Consider the following 19,191-nt stretch of genomic DNA (forward strand, 5'->3'; position numbering starts at 1 on the left):
AATCTCTACTCCGTAATGGTAGCTAGTTTAATAGGTTTAGCCTTTTTTGAGAAACGAAATTCACATAAACTTGGTTGGGCAGCTGCCTGGGGATTTTTACCTTTAATTCCAATATTTTTAGTTTCTCAAATTTCCCGTTCTCTCTGGGTAGATCGTTACCTTCTGTTTACTGCCCCCTATCTTTTTATCCTTTTGGCAGCAGGGTTTATGGGGGTTTGGCGTCGGTGGCGAATCCCGGTAGTGGCGATCGCTCTGATATATTTTGTTGCTATTGGTGGGGGTTTGAAGCGTTACTATACAGTAAAGGATCGAGAAGATTGGCGGGGTTTTGTCCAACTTATTCAAACCAACGAGCAGTCTGGGGACGTAATTGTTTGGAAAGCTAATCAGTCACGTCCCAGAGCATTGAATCATTACTATAGGGGTTCTGCAACTATTGAGGTAAGAATAGACGAACCTGAAGATAATCCCCAAGCTGTAGAAAGTTGGCTGGAAAGTTTACCAAAAACTAGATCGCGTATCTGGTTAGCATATGCTAATCCATCACCAAATCTACTGTCTGGCATTGAAAAGAAGTTTAAAGCTGAAGAAGTTTACAAAATTAAGGTTAATGGCACATTAGAGCTTTTCTTGTTAACACCCCGTACTTCTGAGATATAGAATAAGCGATATCGAGTTGAGTTTTTTTATGGGCTATTTCTCTATTGAACGCTTGTTTTTGGGAAATAGTCATAGATTTTTTTGATTTCATCAATATCAATATTAATTAGCGAAATAAAAAATTTAATCCGTGTTGATTTTGATACAAATTATGCTAAAGTTTATCAGACCTAAGCTATTATTCACTATATTTATTTCATTGCTGATTTTTCTCTACATTCCTAATTTAAAACTGCAGAAAGTTTCTGTTCAATTTATTTCATCACCAGAAGTTAACGCTTTAGATAATAGTTTAAATAATGCTAGTATTTATGCTTTTATTAAATCAGGTTTTAATTATAGTCAACAACTCTACGGCGAGCCAAGAATAGCTGTAAAAAAAATAAATTTACGCTTACACACAACACCTTTAGCTTCACTTAATAATGCGAATCAAGGTGAGTTTACTATCTATTTAAGTCATCAACCCTCTGAATATGCTTTTTACGGACAGTTAAGTCATGAAATTTTTCACTTATTAAATGCGCAATTACTTGATTGTTATGTAGAGGGTCTGGCTACTGTTTTTGCTGAGAAAGTGTTAACTCGTAAGGACTTAGATTGGAGTGGGTGGGAAACATATTTTCAACAAGGTTCCGAACCTTTTTACAGCTTGACTTACTCTATGATGAAAGAAGTTAGTGAAACAGCAGGTTCAGCAAATATGAGTCGCTTGCTTGAGTTTGCTGTTGATAATAAGGCTAGTAAAAAGTGGATGCATATTGATATTGATGGATGGTTATCTTTAATGTCTAATTATGTAAAAATTGAAGTAGAAAAGGTGATTAATAAATATATTGTTCAAGTTAAACCAGTAGTTGGATCAAAGAATAATATGTATACTTGTTTAGCACCTACAAAAAATTGATGAATATGTTCGACAATTAATAATTAATAATTTTGTAAATATACCAGCGCTCATTACTATATAATAAAAGCATACACCAAATCAAAGTAAATATGCGAACCGCCTACCAGTACAAGCTATTACCCAACAAAGAACAAATAGCCACAATAGAAATGTGGTTAGAATTGTTGCGTCGGCAGTACAACTATAGGTTAGGAGAGCGGTTTTCGTGGTGGTCAGAAAATCGTTGTCCAGTTAACGCTTGCCCTTTGGTGATGCCAATTCCTCAACTAAGAGATAATCCAGATTATTACTCTCAAAAACGAGATTTAGTCAATACCAAAGATAAGTTTCCTGAATACAAGCTAATTCATTCTCAGGTATTACAAGACTGCACAAAACGGGTAAAACTTGCCTTTGATAGATGGTTTAAGGCAGACAAAAATGGAACTAGATTAGGGAAGCCAAGGTTTAAGGGAAAAGGACGTTATCGAAGCTTTTGCTATCCTCAAATCAAGCAAGACTGCATTGAAGGAAACAAGATAAACTTGCCCAAAATTGGTAAGGTAAAGTTGATTCAGCATCGACCAATACCAGAAGGATTTCAAATCAAAACTGTTACTATTAGTCGCAAAGCTGATGGTTATTATGTGACGCTATCCCTAGAAGATAAGTCGGTTCCTCAGTTCACAACTGAAGTTAAACCTACCTCAGAAAATACTTTGGGGATAGATATGGGGTTAAAAGACTTTTTGGTAACAAGTAACGGAGAGTCGGTTCCCATTCCTCAATATTATCGCTCATCTCAGAAGCGATTAAAGACTCTACAAAAACGCTTATCCTGTAAAAAGAAAGGTAGCAAAAGATGGTTAAAAGCTCTTCTAGCTGTGGCTAAACAACATAAAAAAGTAGCTGACAAGCGTAAAGACTTTCACTTCAAAACAGCCAATGAATTATTATCAAAAGCTGAAGTTATCGCCCATGAAAACTTAAATATTAAAGGGCTAGCAAAAACCCGTTTGAGTAAATCAATTAATGATGCTGGATGGGGACAATTCTTATCTATTTTAACTGTCAAAGCTGGAAATGCTGGACAAAAGACTATAGCTGTGAACCCCAAAAATACAAGCCAAGATTGCTCAAATTGTGGAGAAAAAGTCCCTAAAGAATTAGACATACGAACTCATTCTTGTCCGCATTGTGGCATAGTAATAGACCGCGACTTAAATGCGGCGATAAATATCAAAAATAGGGCGGTAGGGCATTCCGTCCTTAAAGCTCGTGGAGCCCGACGGGATACCGGGGCTAGGAAACGAGAAGTCCATACTATAGCGTCAGCTTAGTGTGGGAGATGTCACTCAAAAGAATGAGAAATGATCGAGTTAACCAAAATCATCAGAGGTGGTTGCATCTAATACTGCTATTTAGTTGGATAGTTCTAGGCATTACTCTACGTTGGACAAACTTAGCTGAAAAATCTGCCTCATCTATCGAAATTGCTACATTGGGTTATAGTCTAGGTCATAGCTTTTTTGACCTACCTTTAGATCGAGTTATTAGTCTAGACCAATTACTGTCACCCTTACAATTTGAGTCAACCTCTACTCCTACCGATGTTATTCATCATCTACTGGGTGAAGATAATCATCCTCCACTCTATTTTGTACTAAATCATTTGTGGTTTAAATTATTCACCACTGACGGAGAATTGGTTTCTCTTTGGGTAGGGCGATCGCTCAGTGCTATTTTTGGTGTAATTGCTATTCCGGCAATTTTTGGCTTGGGTTGCTTGGCGTTTTCTCCATTAATAGGTCATATAGCAGCAGCATTAATGGCAATTTCTCCTTATGGCATTTACCTCGCCCAAGAATCTCGTCATTACACTTTAACTATTTTATGGATTATTGCTTCTGTAACTTGTTTGACAGCAATAATGCCTTATCTCCAAAAACGCAAGATATTTCCAATATGGCTGGGGTTTCTTTGGGTTATAATTAATAGTTTGGGAATTTCCACTCACTATTTTTTTGCCTTGGCGTTGAGTGCGGAGGGGTTAGTTATTGCTTGGTTTTGGTTGAGAGATATTCAAAACCTATTTCAACGTTATTGGTGGCGAATTTATTTGGTTGCTCTGGGAACGTTTATTAGTTGTTTGGTTTGGTTGCCTATTATGGGTGGTATTGGCAATAGTCAACTTACTGACTGGATATCAACTAGCTTTGAGCTTGATGAAATTTGGCATCCTATCCCTCGTTTATTGGGTTGGGTATTGACAATGGTATGGCTTTTGCCCATTGAAGGGACAAGTTTATTTGTGACTATTTTATCTGGAGTGACACTTTTGATTATGTTGGTTTGGGTTGCTCCTGGTTTATGGCAAGGTGGGAAAGTACAGATGAATGATATTGATAACCGTTTGTCTTTTCAGGTTTTTGTCGGTTTTTTTGTAGGAGCGATCGCTTTATTTTTACTTATTATTTATGGTATGGGTAAAGATTTATCTCTTGCTGCTCGTTATCATTTTGTTTATTTTCCTATTGTCATTATTTTATTGGCGGCAATTTTGGGCAAGTGTTGGGTTAACGAAGTTATCAGAAGTGATTTTTATAACGGGGATTTGAGCAACTATCCAAAAATATTTCGCCTTAAAAGGTGGGGTTTTAGACCCAATTATTTTGATAATTTGGAAAATCAGGCAGAGGTGGAAAATGTTTTTTCTGAGAAGGAGAAAAATTTTCAATTTTTCCAGTTAATAAATTTTTTACAGAAGTTGGGAAGTGGGAAAATAAAAGGGGAAGGAGCAACGAAAAAAGATTTAATTTCGGCAAATTTAAAACTGATTAATAAAAGAGTTGTTGTTGTTGTTTTGTTAATGGGTTTATGCGGTGGATTAACGGTGGTTAGTAATTATGGATATCAAAAATCACGGCGTGCAGACCTTTTAGTTGAGGCAATTAAAAAACAGTCTAAAAATCCGTCTTTAATTGCTACAACTTATCAAACTCATGCTGAAATTCGGGCTTTAATTGCCCTTGGTCTGGAATTTAAACGTCAAGAAGAGAAAATCAATATCTCTAGTTTTTTTCAACCTCGATTTTTATTAATGAAAAGACAACAAGAGCAAAGATTAATTCCTGATTCAGCTTTGGCTAAATTCCTTTCTCAAACACCACGACCTCTAGATTTATGGGCAGTTAATTTGAAAGTGGAAGGAAGCGATTTAGAAACTTTCAATTGTCGGAAGTATTCTAATTCTCTACCTAAAATAAATGGTTATCGTTATAAGTTGTATCATTGTCGTTAAAATTTGATTTTTTTGTTGGATATATCAGTGGGTTCAAAGATTAATATATGCTTTTTCAAATACTATATTTTTCTGCAAAATTATCCATGAAAACTAACGCTAAAAGGTAAACTTATTGTTAGATTTATTGGTGATAAACTTTTGAACGAAGGGATTTTTATAAGCCTAAAAAGGCGGTACGTCTTAACTATAAATTAGACATTAGAGAATTGCCTAAATATTAGAAATCTCATGTTAGTATTACTTATTCAAACCTTCATCCAAATCAATACAGCAAATATCATAAATGGCTAGGGAATCAATATCAACTAATACAAAACGAAAGTTATGGTCTCAGTGCGGAGGATTTTGTCAAAACCCTAGTTGTCATAAGTACCTGTTTTCGGATATTGGAGATGAATCTGTCAGTATAGCCAATGCTGCTCATATTATTGGGGCAGGAAATACTGGACATCGCTCAGAACACGCACTAGCTGATTCTATACAAAAGAATGGTACGTCTAACTTAATTATGCTTTGTCTTGATTGCCATAAGATGATAGATGAACTTGAGGATAAATATTCAGTCGAAAAAATCTGCGAATGGAAAGAGCAACACTCTAGTAAAATCCAAGCACTTTTTAAGACTCTGGTAACCACTGATGAAAATGAGATTTTGAGAGAAGTAAATGACCTTTTAGAAGAAAATAGGTCTATTTTTGAGGAATATGGTCCATTTTCAGAACAGGCAACAAAAGGAAATTCAGGCGATGTGAAAAAAGTATGGAAGAAAAGATGTCTTGACACAATTTTACCTAATAATCAAAAAATTATTGATTTAATTGAAGGGAATAAACGCAATTTTAAATATCCTTGGGAGCTTTATAGACAAATGCTTCGATATAAAATTCATGCGGATTCTTTCAAAGAAAATTGTCTTTTTGAAGAGAAGGTAAATGATTACAAACTTTTTCCACGAGAGTTCGATCATTTTGTGAAAAATAAATTAGGAATACAAACGCAAGATTTAGAAGTTAGAGGGGAAGAGGAAATAGAGTACAGAAAATATACTATATCCAAATATATAAATGAGTATTTAGCAAATCATTCATTTATCAAAGAAATGAATGCTTTAAATAGGGCAATATTCAAAGTTATTTTAAGTGATGAAAGGGAACTAAAAGTATTTGTTACTAATACCTATTACTTTACTGAATATACACTTGAAAAGATTCAATCAGTCGATCCAAATATAGACGCTATTATTTGCTCTAATCCCTATTCTAATTATTCTATAAGTGCTAAAAAAGAATGTATCAATAGTAATATTGGTCTTTTTATGCTCAGAGAATTCATGGGAGCAATTCGTTATCAAGGGGAAAAATATTTTAACTATTTGCTTAAGGATGAGAAAGCAAGCAGGATAAGTAGATTATCATCTGCATTGAAAAAAAGTGAAATTCTTAAATGTAATTGTAAAGTTTATCTTTTCGGTTCTTATCTTAGGCATAAAATATTTAATGACATAGATATAATATTAGTTGATCCTGATAAGAATGCAATGAGTGGAATTGAACTTATAAAAAATGAAATAAATAAATATTTTCAAGGAAGTGAAATTAAAATATATTTTACTATTTGCTCGGAAAATGAATTATCAAAAATGGAACTTATTTATGATAATCGAGAGCAGATTCTTTAGGTTTGCAGTAATAAAAGATTGATAATTTCATGCTATATTTTGGCATGAGTAACTCGTAAAAATCCCCTTGTCTAGCTACTGGTGAACGGGGCGTTACAAAATTTAGATTATGTCGCCAAAATTTCACGCTCCTAAATTAGTAACTTTAATATGATTTATTTATCTCCCAAAAAAACCATTATATTTCTGATATTTATTGTTATTGGCTTAACTATTGCCAGTATTACCGGGCAGTTTTTTCAATATTATGGTTTCTCTAATTCTACCGAATTGATTGATAAATTTAATGTAGATGGAGAATATACCATTCCTTCATTATTTTCATCTTTTAGTTTATTTTTTTGCTGTGTCATTCTGGGAATAATTTCTCATAAAAAATGGCAACAGAAGGATAAATATCTTTGGAAGTGGATAGGTCTATCTGTCATATTTTTCTATCTAGGACTTGATGAAACAATTAGCTTGCACGAACAACTAATTCATCCTTTGCGAGATATGCTGAATGCGACGGGAATATTTTATTACACTTGGGTAATTCCAGGATTAATATTAGTTATGACTGTTCTATTCATTTATCTAAAATTTCTTCAGTCTCTGCCTAGAAAAATAAAATATCTATTTTTTCTCGCTGGAATATTTTATGTTGGAGGTGGAATAGGGATGGAAATGGTTGGTGGATATTACGCTTATTTGTATGATACTAATAACTTTTTTTATGAAATCTTGGTAACGATTGAAGAGTTTTTTGAAATGTTAGGAGTTGTTGTCTTTATTTATGCACTTTTGTGCTATTGCAGGGAACAGGCAATAGTCAAGAGGCAACAGTAAGAAAAATATTTTCCTACCTAAACTTCATCAAAAGAATCTGTTTTAATAATGCTCAGATATTTATCTATGCAACTTACTGAAATTTAGAATCCAAATTCTATAGCAAGGAACGAGTTGGTGTTTGACTTATGTTGATGATGAACTGTAAGACACAAGAGATACTTTACTTTTCTCACAGATGAGCTGTTGCTTTCCTGAACTATTCCCTGCTATAGCTTTTTTCCGTCTTTAACTCTGACTATGTCATTAAAATATTTTATAGGAGATATATCTTAGGCTAAAAAGATAAATTCAGACCTAAAAACTGCTATTAAAGCCATTCATTCTGACTCCTGACTCCTGACTCCTGACTCCTAAGAAATATCTTAGCTATTCAGTATAATATCAAATTGTATTCCATACAATATTTTTAACATGAATAAAGTTGATTATTTAAGAATTAGTCTGATAGATCGTTGCAATTTTAGGTGTCAATATTGTATGCCAGAAGGTGCAGAAATTAACTATGTATTACAACAAAACTTACTAACTCATAATGAATTATTAACTCTACTAAAAGAAGTTTTTATTCCTGTAGGTTTTACTCAGTTTCGATTAACCGGAGGCGAGCCTTTATTACGTCCTGGTGTGATAGATTTAGTAGAAGCGATCGCCTCTTTCCCAGAAACCCAGGACCTATCAATGACCACTAATGGATTTTTGTTGGCGGGTATGGCAAAAGATTTATATAAAGCTGGCTTGAGAAGAGTTAATATTAGTTTAGATTCTCTAGACTCAGATACTTTTAATATAATTATTGGTAATCGGGGTCGTAGTCGTTGGCAACTGGTTTGGAATGGCATTCAAGCTGCTTATGATGTAGGTTTTGACCCTTTAAAAATAAATGTAGTGGTAATTCCTGGGGTTAACGACCATGAAGTTTTAGACTTAGCAGCTTTAACTATTGACCGTAATTGGCACGTTAGATTTATTGAATTTATGCCCATTGGTAACGATAAATTATTTGACGATCGAGGTTGGATATCTTCAGAAGAATTACGGCAAAAAATTAGGAAACGATGGGGGTTGACAGAATCTTCTGTTAAAGGAAATGGCCCTGCCGATGTATTTCAGATTCCTGGAGCAAAAGGGACACTGGGATTTATTAGTCAAATGTCAGAATGTTTTTGCGATCGCTGTAATAGAATGCGTCTCTCAGCAGATGGATGGTTAAGACCTTGCCTTTTGAATGAAATGGGTCAAATAGATTTAAAAAGTGCGCTGCGTAGTGGGGTTTCTGTTGAGGAGTTACGGCAGCAGGTAGAATATTTGTTGGGTATTAAACCAGAAATTAATTTTAAACAAAGAGAGTCTGGCACTACTGGAAGTTATGGTCGAACTATGTCACAAATTGGTGGTTGAAATCAGTTATCAGTTATCAGTTATCAGTTATCAACGGGAGTGCTTAAAATTGTTTGGGGTTATAAGACACGAAATGATCGGTCGTTGACTATCATCAGCAATTTTTCCTTCTGCCTTCTGTCTTCTTCAATATTATCAAAATAATTGGGTCTAAAACCCAGCCTTTTGAGGCGAAATGTTTTTGGAGAGTTGTTCAAAATCCCAGTTACCAAAAAAAATTCTGACTCTTAATTTTTGACTTTTGACTTCTAACTTCATTAACCCCGCCTAAAAATAAACTAAACGGGGTTTAGTTGAGTAAATCAAAAATTTAAGATAAAAAACTATAGCAAAGAACGAGTTAATTAGGGCTTACCGATCAAATCTAAAAGCATTGACATCTAAAGACTTTAGGCTTTTTGGAGTCTTTAAAAAGTGCCTGGTTTTCAGCTCTTGACGCTCATGCATGAAGCGTATTTTAGGCAAGAGCATGACAGAAAAATCAAGGAACAATTCTTACTCCTACCTCCTCGCTCATTGCCCGTTTTTCCTGTCTCCTGTCTCCAGTATAGCTGTCTCCTACCCCTACTCAAAGACTTTTTCAGCAAACCCTAATTAGGACATAGACTGATAATAAACCAAAGAAGGGAAAATGTTTTTCCTACTGTTCCCTGTTCCCTGTTCCCTGTTCCCTGATATAAAATCTCTATGCTTGTCTGGAGTAATATTCCACAACTAATAGTTCGTTAATTTGAAGTGCCACCCACTCCCGTTCCACAATACTATTAACCTTACCAACAAGTTTATTTTTATCAAATTCTAAATGGCTAGGAATATTAGCTAAACCAGGATATTGAAGATTAGTTTTTACCAATTCCTGAGAAGCCTCTTTTTGCCTAACACTAATTACCTCTCCTGGTTTACACTGATAACTAGCAATACTAACAACTTTACCATTTACTGTTACATGACCATGATTAACTAGCTGTCGTGCTGAGGGAATAGTTGGTGCCATTCCTAAACGAAATACAGTATTATCTAAACGCATTTCTAGTAGTTGCAATAATACTTGTCCTGTGGAACCTGCTGCACGACGAGCTTTTTTTACATAACGTAGGAGTTGCCGTTCTCTGAGACCATAATTATAAAGCAGTTTTTGCTTTTCTTCTAGTCGAATTGCATACTCTGAGCGCTTTCTGCGATTTTGACCATGTTGACCAGGGGGATAAGCACGTCTGGGACTTTTGCGAGTCAGTCCTGGTAAGTCACCAAGACGACGCGCTATTCTTAAGCGTGGACCTCTATATCGAGACATATAATTTCCTCATTAACATCAAATTTAACCACAATCTTATATTATATACTATTTAACCAAGGCTTTGTCAATTGACCTTTCTTGAATAGTAAACCTATTGATTTATTTATTATGCCTAATATTTCTAACATTAACTTTTCTAATTTATTCCTTAAGAAGTTTTCTCTATCTATTAAATTCTTTCATTGGCGCTGGATTTATTTATTAGGAGTTTTTAGTTATGGCCTGTTGATAGTTAATCCGGAATTAGCAACAGCTCAAGCAAATAAAAAATCTTTTAAAATTTGCTCTGAAGAATTGCTAAGTGTGGGTTTATCTGAAGCAGAAGTAGCTAATGCTTGTGGTGCAGCTCTCAAACCCAGAGGTTTATCAGGATGCGTTACAAAAATATATGATAGTACAACAGAAGAACTTTCAGCAGAAGATATTCTATTTAATTGTCAACGAGTTAGAAGAGTTGATGAGTTGGGCACTTGTGTAGAAACAATTAATGAATCAATTCAAGATAAGTCTAATGAAGCTGCTATTTTAGAAAGTTGTCGTCTGAGTTTACTTCCCGAACGTTTTTCTTCTTGTGTTGTTGGTTTAAGTGCTAATGTGGAATTAACTACAGAAGAATTATTATCTAATTGCCTTAATCCTGATGCAGAAATCAGTGATATTTCTCCAGACGAAGAAAGTTAAAGGCAGTTTTAAATAATTATTAATTATTAAATAATTTTGGTTTAAAGCCTCCCCTTTTAAGGGGAAAAAAGAAGTAATATTTCCTTATATTCAATCCTCTCGGTTTTAACCAGAGGTAATTATCAATTATCCATTATCAATTATCAATTAATGAACTTTCCTTAAGGTGGATAGGATTAGCGAACAATATTTTTTTCTGGTGTTGTTGATACGTGGGTATGATTTGTATTCTTTGGCGATTGCTAAACTATATAAATGACAAATATTTGAGATTCTTCAGTTTTTATTTTCATACCTTAGATCCAGCAACATCTTTTTTCTTTATTTATTCAAATAGGTTGTGCCCGGAGAGCAATTTGTTCCCTCCGGGAGCGAGGGTCTACTCGAACCCGATCAATGCGGTGAAGGTGAATAAGAACGAAGGCTGTCCAAATCTTGACTCCACCAGTCAGGGGCGTTACTAATTAATGTACTCAAACAAGGCACTATGACCACCGAACTTGCTTGGAAGATCCAGTATGAAGCTTTCGCCGCAGCTGGAGGACTCTATGACGAGCGGCACGCCAAACTCTACGCCGACCTGGCTAGAGACCTGATAGAAGACGGTAGTTTCTCTATCATTTACAAGGGAGTCGCCCAAGCTTGCTACACCCCGATGACAATTGACGAAGCACCACACCTGAAAGTGTACGTCCTAGCACCACTAGCAGTGTTGCCCGAATACCAAGGCAAGCGTTACGCCACACGCCTGATGGAAGAGGCAGAGAAACAACTCGATGCAGACGCAATCTTTGTCGCTGGTCAACCGTTTCACTACGGTCGTCGATACAACACCCCACATAAGATCGGATTCCCGGTTAAGACCGAGGCTCCAATTGAGTGTTGGTTCGCTAAGGCCCTGACCCCAGGTTGCCTGGACGGTATCGTCTCTACTTCCACCATCACAGGTCCTTACTCAACGGAGCAGATCTGGCAGCATCCTAGCGACCAGTTCCCACCTCGATGACCTGGTACTGATTGACTAAAAAGATGATTTATGGACTAATAAATGACATCGAAGATATTCATCCTGACTCCTGACTCCTAAAAAGTACCCTAGCTATTTGTAGCAAACATTGATCAAATTGGTATAAGTTTTTTGCTTTGGTTGCGACTTTTAGAAAGTGCTGTTAAAATTCCTTAATCAAAAGGGACTTTACTGAAAAACAATGAAAAAACATTATATTATGGCCAGTGTTTTGTCCACTGTAGCGATCGCTGGTGGTGTACTTTTTTCTAGTACCGCAGAAGCTTGTATTTTCAGCAACAAGGGTAAAGATTCGATGTCGAAAACATCATTAGTTTCATTAAACTCTTGGTTAAGCAAAAATTTTCCCGGTAAGTCTGACTTTGCTATTGCTGGTATTGCTGCTGGTACAGTAGGTTTAATGGGATTAGGTGCTTTTTCTGCTAATCGTTATATTACTCGTAAAGCAGAAACTGATGTCGATACTGGGAATGAATTTATGGAAGTACCAGCAGAAGAAAAACTGGTTCAACAGCATCCTGAAGCACCAGGTGGCGAGCTAGACTTAGTAGAAGATAATGAAGTTGTATCTGAGCAAGCTGAAAAAGAAATTTCTCTCGTCAAATAATTTTATTGTCATTGGACAAAAATAATTTTCTGTAGGACTTCCAGTTACTCAAAGCTGGGAGTTTTTTGATTTTTTAATTAGGGTGTGCTGAATAAAGTCTTTTTGCTGGGGTAGGAGACAGGAGACAACCCACCCCTAACCCCTCCCAGAAGGTGAGAAATGGGAATGTAGAGGAGGTAGGAGTAAGAATTTTCCCAAGATTTTTCTGTCCAACTATGCGCCTAAAATACGCTCCTTTTTGGGCGTGAAGAGCTGAAAACCAGGTACTTTTTAAAGGCTCCAAAAAGGCACTTGTCTTTATATGTGAATGCTTTTAGATTTAATCAGCAAACCCTAACTAGCTATTAGCTTGAGCGCATTTCCCTACCAGAATGCTATGCAAACAACTATCAGCTTGTAGGGGCGAATAGCCATTTGCTCCTACTTGGGTAAAATATCCCCAGTTTCTATAAACCGGAAGGTGCGCAGAGGGGTAACATTCCCCTTCTAAACGTTTACTGCTGACTGATGACTGCTGACGACTGACTACTGACCGCTTTTTAAAAATCAACTCCACGTTTTAACTCCACCCCATGATTAGCATAATGTTTATGACAGAAAACCTCTGAATGAACGCTAGCCAAATCAAAATATGCTGGTGGATTAAGACAACGACCAGTAATAATTACCTCCGTATCTTTTGGTTTGCGTAATAAAGCTTCAACTATTGGCTCTACTTCTAATAATTCTAAATCTACAGTAGGATTAAGTTCATCTAAAATAATAGTCTTATATAAACCAGAAGCTATAGCTGCCCTAGCTATTTCCCAACCCCTTTCTGCTTCGACAAAATCTATTTCTTTTTGTTGTCCTCGCCACACAATAGCATCTCCACCACAACGTTGATGATCCACTAAATTTGGGTAGCTTTGACGTAAAGCGGCGATCGCTGCATCTTCTGTATAACCAATACCTCCTTTGAGCCATTGTATAATTAGGACTCGATGAGATTGGTCTTGACTAATACCCCTACCTATGGCCTGTAATGCTTTACCCAAAGCGCTAGTAGACTTACCCTTACCAGCACCAGTATAAATTTCAATCCCTGTAATATTATGAGCTTGAGCAGTTGGGTGTTGATGGGGTTTCATTTCTGAATGTAAGTCGGCGATGTCCAACAATGCCTGAGGAGCTGCACGACCTGTCGCAATAATTTCTAACTGTTCTGGTTTATCCTTTATAGTGTGAATGACCTCATCCACTGGTAACAGACCTAAGTCCAAAACTGGATTTAGTTCGTCCAAGACCACAACTGAATATAAGTCAGAAGCGATCGCTCCTTTGGCCACATCCCAACCTCTTTGGGCTTCTTGACGGTCAAATGTAATAATTTCATCATGGCCAAAATATTCACTTCTACCAGTGCGTACTTGGTCTATTAGATGAGGAAAGCCTTTCTGTAAGGCTTCTATAGCAGCATCTTCATCATAAGAACGGTCAGGACCTTTGAGAAATCTCAGTAGTAATACTCTAGTTAGAGAGTCAGAATGTATCCCTAGACCTATGGAACGTAAAACTACTCCTAATGCTGCTTGAGATTTACCTTTGCTGGAGCCATCGTAAACATGAATTTGTCCCACAATTCTTTCTGACATGGCTTGTGCAGTGCGTATGCCAATCCCGTTTCTTCTCATAGGTCTCATAAGTAAGTAGGTATTTATAATTTGTAATTATTTTTTTGATAGTAATTCCGTATTGGACAAAACTTACAAGTTAACTGTGACGATCGGGAAATAAGGAAGGAGGGATAGACAATATTAGAGTTTCTCTAAAGCAACTTACCTTCTCGCTACTGATTACTTTAATCATTATGTAACTCAACTAAATGAAGTTTATATTAGAGCAATTCACATTTTTTAACACAGTTAGCGGAATTTATATCAGCTTAACTTAGATAATATCAAAATTTAGACCGACTGAATCATATTTTATTTACTTTGTCCCCAAAAATTAGCTATGAACTTAACTATTTTGCCTTTGAGGGCTATTGTCTCTGGATCTTTAATATTATTATTAGTAATTGCCATTGAATCATTTTTTCTTCAATACCGACTTAATTTTATTCCAAAAGTTAGTGTTGAGTATGCAACTGTAATGAATTTAATTTCTACTTGTATAGGATGGATATCCTTTTTTTATGTAGTAAGTATTGTCCCAGGTTTGTTGGAAAAAGAAATCGTAGCTTATATTTTATTTGGTAAGATAGGCACAATTTATCCTGTATTTATACTTTTCATATTTCTGAGCTTTTTGATTTCTCTAATTGTGAAGTTTATCGGTTTTAATTTCTGTGAAAATTTATGGAATGAAAAGCCTAAAAATAGTGGTAATATGATTGATTTATCACGAGCATTAGGAGAATTAAGAACGCCAAAGTTTTTAGTAATTACACTGGCTCATACTTGCAGTCATTTAGCAATAGTATCTATTTTATTTCTGCAGAGGTTTGAATTAACATGAAAGAAATTTGGAAAAGTTTTACCGATCTGTTTAAAGGTATTACGGACTTTTTAAAGAATCTACTAAATTTATTACTTCCTCCTAAGTTCTGGCATTGGCAAACATTTTTATTGTTGAGCGGAATGTTATTACTGGTGTCAATAGCTGTGTCTGAAATTGATAGTAATAGGGAAGTAGAAGTTGATTTTATCTCTGTTTTAAGCTGGTTATTTTTAACATTTGCTGTCGGATGGTTGACAACTCAGAAACCATTTGTATTTCGAGGTATCAGTTTAAGTCCCTGGATTACAGCAGGGTTAATTTGCTTTCTTTTATATGAAAAATTAGAGATAAATTTGAAGTATGTAGCTATAATATCTTGGCCAATAATTGCAGTGTGCATAGCAGCGATAATTTTGGTATTGAATACTCCGGAAGAATCGACAGAACAAAAAGTTGATGTATTATCAAAGCCTAGTTTTGTCATTTTAGTTTTGGTCAATTTTTTGGTTAGTTGTTGGTTGGGATTATATTTTGTGATTCAGGGAATAGTACAACAATATCCCACCATGGGAGAGGATGATTTGAGTAAAAGTACATTTGTTTATCGACTGATAAAGCCTTCAATAAACGATTATAGAGGCGCAAAAATTCTGAATTTAATGCAAGAGAAATTGAACAATCAGTTAGCAACTCAAAGAGTGGAATTATCCGTACCTAATATGAAGTTGAAACTGCAAAATATTAAAGATGAAGTGACTAAAGAAATATCTGAAGTTAAAGAAGATGATTTCTGGAAGTTACAAACGCCAATAGTTGCTAATCAGTCTGGATATCAGTTAGAGTTACAATTATTTTGGGAAGGAATTACAGCAAAAGATGAAGGTTATTATCTGAGTAAAAATTGTAAAATCGAAGAAAAAGTAGGTCAAAGAAGTTATGGTAATACTTCACAAAATGAAGCAGTACCAATTAGAGTTGGAAATGTTGAATGTAGTGCTGTAGAAAAGAAACTGGTTAAACCAGAAAACCAGTCAGAAGATGTGACAAAAATTTAGAGATAAAAAATAAGTGGAAATAGGAGGTTAGGAAACATTTTATGAATCTAGGGAGAATTCTGGCAATTTCTCAAAATGTATTTTGGGAAGTAATTCGTGATCGTATCCTTTATTTAATTATTTTTTTTGCTTTATTAATGATTGCTGCTATTAGATTAATCCCAGAATTATCTGTAGGTACGGAGGATAAAATAATCTTAGATTTTGGGTTAGCAGTTATTAGTGTTTTAGGTTTGATAGTGACGGTTTTTATTGGCACTGCTTTGGTGAATAAAGAAATTGAAAAACGCACTGTTTATGTTTTGATTGCTAAACCATTAAGTCGTTCGGAATTAATTATTGGTAAATATATTGGTTTATCAGCAGTTTTGGCTGTTTTATTGTTGACTATGACAATAATATATGGATTAATTCTGAATCTAAGTGGTATTTCATATCCTATAGTTAGTATTTTAGTAGCAGTAATATTTATTTTTATTCAGTTATCTTTACTTACTGCAGTAGCAATTTTATTTGGTGTATTTACCAGTTCCCTATTAGCGACATTATTTACATTTTGCATTTATTTAATGGGGAATTTAAGTAGAGATTTGGTTAAATTGGGTGAGTTAAGTGATAATCCTGGAATTAAAAAGTTAATGATGGGATTATATGTAGTATTGCCAGATTTAAGCAGATTAGATTTGAAAAATGATTCAGTTTATGGTCTACTGCCAAGTATAGCTACTTTAGTTACTAATTTTGGTTATGCTTTGCTTTATACAATGTTGATTTTATCAATTACTATAGCTATTTTTGCTAGGCGAGAGTTTTGAATTGAAAAAAGTTTTAGGTGGTAGGTTTGAGGTTGTCGCTGAGAAAGTTTGAGCTAATATTTATACAATTTTTCTAGTTTGGAGGTACAAAATTTTAGGAATTTAGGGAGTAGGAAGTAGGGGGTAGAGAAAAGAGATTAATTTTAAAACTGTACCTCACTATCTGGGCAAAGTGTTCTAATTTCAAGAATCGTAGGAAATTGAGAATTTCCCCACAAAACCTGACTAGGGAAACTTGGATTTGAAAATGATTTGAAAAAATAATTTATCTGGTTTTTCTTAAGTCAATTAACTAGAGGAAGCTTTGAGCTTGTAGGTGAGAAAAGTTGGGTAATAGTTAATTCTAGCAATGGCAGTTAATTGAGAATTTCCCCAGAAAATCTGACTAGGGCAATCTTGATTTAAAAATGGTATTAGAAAAAATAATTTGTCTGGTTTTTCTTAAGTCAATTAACTAGAGGAAGCTTTGAGGTTGTAGGTGAGAAAAGTTGGGCTAATAGTTAATTCTAGCAATGGTAAGGAATGGATGATTTTTCCACAAAATCTGACTAGGGCAATCTTGATTTAAAAATGGTATTAGAAAAAATAATTTGTCTGGTTTTTCTCAAGTCAATTAACTAGAGGAAGCTTTGAGGTTGTACAAAAAACTGAGTAATAAGTGATCAATAAAAATAGTAGCTGTATTTCCACCGCACCCTACTAGCATCTATAAGCAACTTCCATTACTACTCTTGACTTATGGAATCTCTAAAACAACAGAAGATCTAATATGTCTTCTTCCTTCTTCCTTCTTCCTTCTTCCCTCTTCCTTCTATAATTGCTATAATCAATAATAATTAAATTAACAACAGTAAAAATCAATAAATAGAGAAAATAATGTTAACAAAAAAACTAAAAGAACTGAAAAAAATATTTTCAGAAATGGAGAAAGCTTTGATTGCTTACTCCGGCGGAATAGATAGCACTTTAGTAGCAAAAGTTGCTTATGATGTATTGGGAAATAAAGCTTTAGCTATAACTGCTATTTCTCCCTCTTTATTACCTGAAGATTTAGAAGATGCTCGTATTCAAGCAGCAGTAATTGGCATTTCCCATGAAGAAGTAGAAACTAATGAAATGAAGAATCCAAATTATACTTCTAATCCTATAAATCGTTGTTACTTTTGTAAAAGTGAATTGCATGATACTCTTAAACCTTTAGCTTTAAAGCAGGGTTATTCTTATGTAGTAGATGGGGTAAATGCAGATGATTTACGAGATTATCGTCCTGGTATTCAAGCAGCAAAAGAAAGAGGAGCTAGATCGCCTTTAGCAGAATTAGGAATTAGTAAGTTTGAAGTTAGACAACTTGCTAAAGAATTGGGTTTGCCTTGGTGGGATAAACCAGCTCAACCTTGTTTAAGTTCCCGTTTTCCTTATGGGGAAGAAATTACTTTTGAAAAGTTACAAAGAGTTGGTCGTGGGGAAAGATATTTGCGAGATTTGGGATTAAAAAATTTACGAGTCCGTTCGGAAAAAGATACTGCCAGAATTGAACTTCCGCCAGAACAAATCAAAGAATTTGTGTTGACAATAAATTTACCTCAGTTGGTAGAAAGATTTAAAGAGTTTGGGTTTATTTATGTCACTTTAGATTTAGAAGGATACCGGAGTGGGAAGTTAAATCAGGTTTTGTCACCGGAGGTATTGGGAGGAAAAGTTTAGGGTAGATTTCCGAGAAATTAAATTATTTCCATAATTAGGCGAATAGTGGCCACACTTGCTCCGCCAATACTATATTTGCTCTTTATGTCCTAAGCACCTTGGGGACTGCTATATCTACTTACTCTCTGTGTTGCGGATGTCGCAATAGTCAAATCATTTTCTGAAGCGCATAACTTTAGAGTTTGCAGTAGAAAAATATCTAACTCCCCTTCTATTACGGATGTCGCAATAGTCAAATCATTTTGTGAAGCACATAACTTCCGAGTGTGTAGTAGAAAAATATCTACTTCCCCCTCTGTCAGGGCAAACGCATCTTATTTTGCCGTCCCCTATATGTAGTGTTTATTTGATTTTATAGACACTATATGTTGAAAGTCTATTGTCAACAAGCGCAATAAAACCCGGTTTATTGATAATTACCCCTAGTTTATTGACGAGATGCGTTTGCCCTGCCCCCTCTGTGTTGCGTATGTCGCAATAGTCAAATCATTTTGTGAAGCGCATAACTTCCGAGTGTGTAGTAGAAAAATATCTACTTCCCCCTCTGTGTTGCCTATGCCGCAATAGTCAAATCATTTTGTGAAGCGCATAACTTCCGAGTGTGTCGTAGAGAAATATCTACTTCCCCTCTGTGTTGCGTATGTCGCAATAGTCAAATCATTTTGTGAAGCGCATAACTTCCGAGTGTGTCGTAGAGAAATATCTACTTCCCCTCTGTGTTGCGTATGTCGCAATAGTCAAATCATTTTGTGAAGCGCATAACT

General features: G+C 35.2%; 17 protein-coding genes. 14 read left to right on the forward strand and 3 right to left on the reverse strand.

Annotation, left to right across the window (positions count from 1 at the left end):
* The 7 genes from D5R40_RS35795 to moaA all read left to right on the forward strand — a co-directional run.
* Positions 1–660: hypothetical protein (locus D5R40_RS35795; RefSeq protein ID WP_205127678.1), on the forward strand; the 660-nt coding region annotated here is incomplete at its 5' end.
* A gap of 151 nt (positions 661–811) precedes the next feature.
* Positions 812–1,567: a hypothetical protein gene (locus D5R40_RS21680; RefSeq protein WP_124155197.1), complete on the forward strand. Its 756-nt coding sequence runs from the start codon at positions 812–814 to the stop codon at positions 1,565–1,567.
* A 92-nt stretch (positions 1,568–1,659) separates the two neighbouring features.
* On the forward strand, positions 1,660–2,889 hold the full coding sequence (locus D5R40_RS21685) for an RNA-guided endonuclease InsQ/TnpB family protein (protein ID WP_124146969.1): 1,230 nt from the start codon (positions 1,660–1,662) through the stop codon (positions 2,887–2,889).
* Between the two features lie 23 nt (positions 2,890–2,912).
* Positions 2,913–4,850: a glycosyltransferase family 39 protein gene (locus D5R40_RS21690; RefSeq protein ID WP_205127679.1), complete on the forward strand. Its 1,938-nt coding sequence runs from the start codon at positions 2,913–2,915 to the stop codon at positions 4,848–4,850.
* A gap of 286 nt (positions 4,851–5,136) precedes the next feature.
* Positions 5,137–6,531, forward strand: coding sequence for a nucleotidyltransferase domain-containing protein (locus tag D5R40_RS21695; RefSeq protein WP_124146971.1), 1,395 nt, complete (start codon positions 5,137–5,139; stop codon positions 6,529–6,531).
* Positions 6,532–6,681: 150 nt separating this feature from the next.
* Positions 6,682–7,359: a DUF8692 domain-containing protein gene (locus D5R40_RS21700; RefSeq protein ID WP_124146972.1), complete on the forward strand. Its 678-nt coding sequence runs from the start codon at positions 6,682–6,684 to the stop codon at positions 7,357–7,359.
* Between the two features lie 414 nt (positions 7,360–7,773).
* Positions 7,774–8,760: a GTP 3',8-cyclase MoaA gene (gene moaA, locus D5R40_RS21705; RefSeq protein ID WP_124146973.1), complete on the forward strand. Its 987-nt coding sequence runs from the start codon at positions 7,774–7,776 to the stop codon at positions 8,758–8,760.
* A 685-nt stretch (positions 8,761–9,445) separates the two neighbouring features.
* Here moaA and rpsD read toward each other — a convergent pair.
* Positions 9,446–10,054: a 30S ribosomal protein S4 gene (gene rpsD / locus D5R40_RS21710; RefSeq protein ID WP_124146974.1), complete on the reverse strand. Its 609-nt coding sequence runs from the start codon at positions 10,052–10,054 to the stop codon at positions 9,446–9,448.
* Between the two features lie 111 nt (positions 10,055–10,165).
* Between rpsD and D5R40_RS21715 the strand changes: the two genes are divergently transcribed.
* From D5R40_RS21715 to D5R40_RS21725, 3 genes are all read left to right on the forward strand, one after another.
* Positions 10,166–10,738 (forward strand): hypothetical protein, encoded by a 573-nt coding sequence (locus D5R40_RS21715; RefSeq protein WP_124146975.1) that lies wholly within the window; start codon positions 10,166–10,168, stop codon positions 10,736–10,738.
* 487 nt (positions 10,739–11,225) lie between these two features.
* Positions 11,226–11,744: a GNAT family N-acetyltransferase gene (locus tag D5R40_RS21720; protein ID WP_124146976.1), complete on the forward strand. Its 519-nt coding sequence runs from the start codon at positions 11,226–11,228 to the stop codon at positions 11,742–11,744.
* A 202-nt stretch (positions 11,745–11,946) separates the two neighbouring features.
* Positions 11,947–12,372 (forward strand): hypothetical protein, encoded by a 426-nt coding sequence (locus tag D5R40_RS21725; protein ID WP_124146977.1) that lies wholly within the window; start codon positions 11,947–11,949, stop codon positions 12,370–12,372.
* A gap of 539 nt (positions 12,373–12,911) precedes the next feature.
* On the opposite strand, the gene D5R40_RS21735 is transcribed toward D5R40_RS21725, so the two are convergent.
* Positions 12,912–14,045 carry a cob(I)yrinic acid a,c-diamide adenosyltransferase gene (locus tag D5R40_RS21735; RefSeq protein WP_124146978.1) on the reverse strand — a complete coding sequence of 378 codons (1,134 nt, stop codon included), beginning with the start codon at positions 14,043–14,045 and terminating at the stop codon, positions 12,912–12,914.
* A gap of 322 nt (positions 14,046–14,367) precedes the next feature.
* On the opposite strand from D5R40_RS21735, the gene fraC reads away from it, so the two are divergent.
* The 4 genes from fraC to larE all read left to right on the forward strand — a co-directional run bounded on the left by fraC (position 14,368) and on the right by larE (position 18,427).
* Positions 14,368–14,871, forward strand: coding sequence for a filament integrity protein FraC (gene fraC / locus D5R40_RS21740; RefSeq protein ID WP_124146979.1), 504 nt, complete (start codon positions 14,368–14,370; stop codon positions 14,869–14,871).
* Entirely contained in the window at positions 14,868–15,908 is a 1,041-nt protein-coding gene (locus D5R40_RS21745; RefSeq protein ID WP_124146980.1) for a DUF5357 family protein, read from the forward strand. The genes fraC and D5R40_RS21745 overlap by 4 nt, the downstream gene beginning before the upstream one ends.
* A gap of 41 nt (positions 15,909–15,949) precedes the next feature.
* A complete protein-coding gene (locus D5R40_RS21750; RefSeq protein ID WP_124155200.1) occupies positions 15,950–16,723 on the forward strand; it encodes an ABC transporter permease in 774 nt (257 codons plus the stop codon).
* Between the two features lie 876 nt (positions 16,724–17,599).
* Complete coding sequence (gene larE / locus D5R40_RS21755) at positions 17,600–18,427, forward strand: ATP-dependent sacrificial sulfur transferase LarE (protein WP_124146982.1); 828 nt, start codon at positions 17,600–17,602, stop codon at positions 18,425–18,427.
* A gap of 89 nt (positions 18,428–18,516) precedes the next feature.
* Here larE and D5R40_RS35800 read toward each other — a convergent pair whose 3' ends face one another.
* A complete protein-coding gene (locus D5R40_RS35800; RefSeq protein ID WP_161564681.1) occupies positions 18,517–18,663 on the reverse strand; it encodes a hypothetical protein in 147 nt (48 codons plus the stop codon).
* Between the last annotated feature and the right edge of the window lie 528 nt (positions 18,664–19,191).

The organism is Okeania hirsuta (assembly GCF_003838195.1).
Classification (GTDB): Bacteria; Cyanobacteriota; Cyanobacteriia; order Cyanobacteriales; family Microcoleaceae; genus Okeania; species Okeania hirsuta.

Bases quoted from the DNA above. Each gene is read 5' to 3' on its own strand.
- D5R40_RS21700 (WP_124146972.1), top strand. From the start codon at position 6,682: ATGATTTATTTATCTCCCAAAAAAACCATTATATTTCTGATATTTATT.
- D5R40_RS21725 (WP_124146977.1), top strand. From the start codon at position 11,947: ATGAAAAAACATTATATTATGGCCAGTGTTTTGTCCACTGTAGCGATC.
- D5R40_RS21735 (WP_124146978.1), bottom strand. From the start codon at position 14,045: ATGAGAAGAAACGGGATTGGCATACGCACTGCACAAGCCATGTCAGAA.
- D5R40_RS21715 (WP_124146975.1), top strand. From the start codon at position 10,166: ATGCCTAATATTTCTAACATTAACTTTTCTAATTTATTCCTTAAGAAG.
- D5R40_RS21685 (WP_124146969.1), top strand. From the start codon at position 1,660: ATGCGAACCGCCTACCAGTACAAGCTATTACCCAACAAAGAACAAATA.
- D5R40_RS21690 (WP_205127679.1), top strand. From the start codon at position 2,913: ATGAGAAATGATCGAGTTAACCAAAATCATCAGAGGTGGTTGCATCTA.
- D5R40_RS21695 (WP_124146971.1), top strand. From the start codon at position 5,137: ATGGCTAGGGAATCAATATCAACTAATACAAAACGAAAGTTATGGTCT.
- larE (WP_124146982.1), top strand. From the start codon at position 17,600: ATGTTAACAAAAAAACTAAAAGAACTGAAAAAAATATTTTCAGAAATG.
- rpsD (WP_124146974.1), bottom strand. From the start codon at position 10,054: ATGTCTCGATATAGAGGTCCACGCTTAAGAATAGCGCGTCGTCTTGGT.
- D5R40_RS21750 (WP_124155200.1), top strand. From the start codon at position 15,950: ATGAATCTAGGGAGAATTCTGGCAATTTCTCAAAATGTATTTTGGGAA.
- moaA (WP_124146973.1), top strand. From the start codon at position 7,774: ATGAATAAAGTTGATTATTTAAGAATTAGTCTGATAGATCGTTGCAAT.
- fraC (WP_124146979.1), top strand. From the start codon at position 14,368: ATGAACTTAACTATTTTGCCTTTGAGGGCTATTGTCTCTGGATCTTTA.
- D5R40_RS21745 (WP_124146980.1), top strand. From the start codon at position 14,868: ATGAAAGAAATTTGGAAAAGTTTTACCGATCTGTTTAAAGGTATTACG.
- D5R40_RS21680 (WP_124155197.1), top strand. From the start codon at position 812: ATGCTAAAGTTTATCAGACCTAAGCTATTATTCACTATATTTATTTCA.
- D5R40_RS21720 (WP_124146976.1), top strand. From the start codon at position 11,226: ATGACCACCGAACTTGCTTGGAAGATCCAGTATGAAGCTTTCGCCGCA.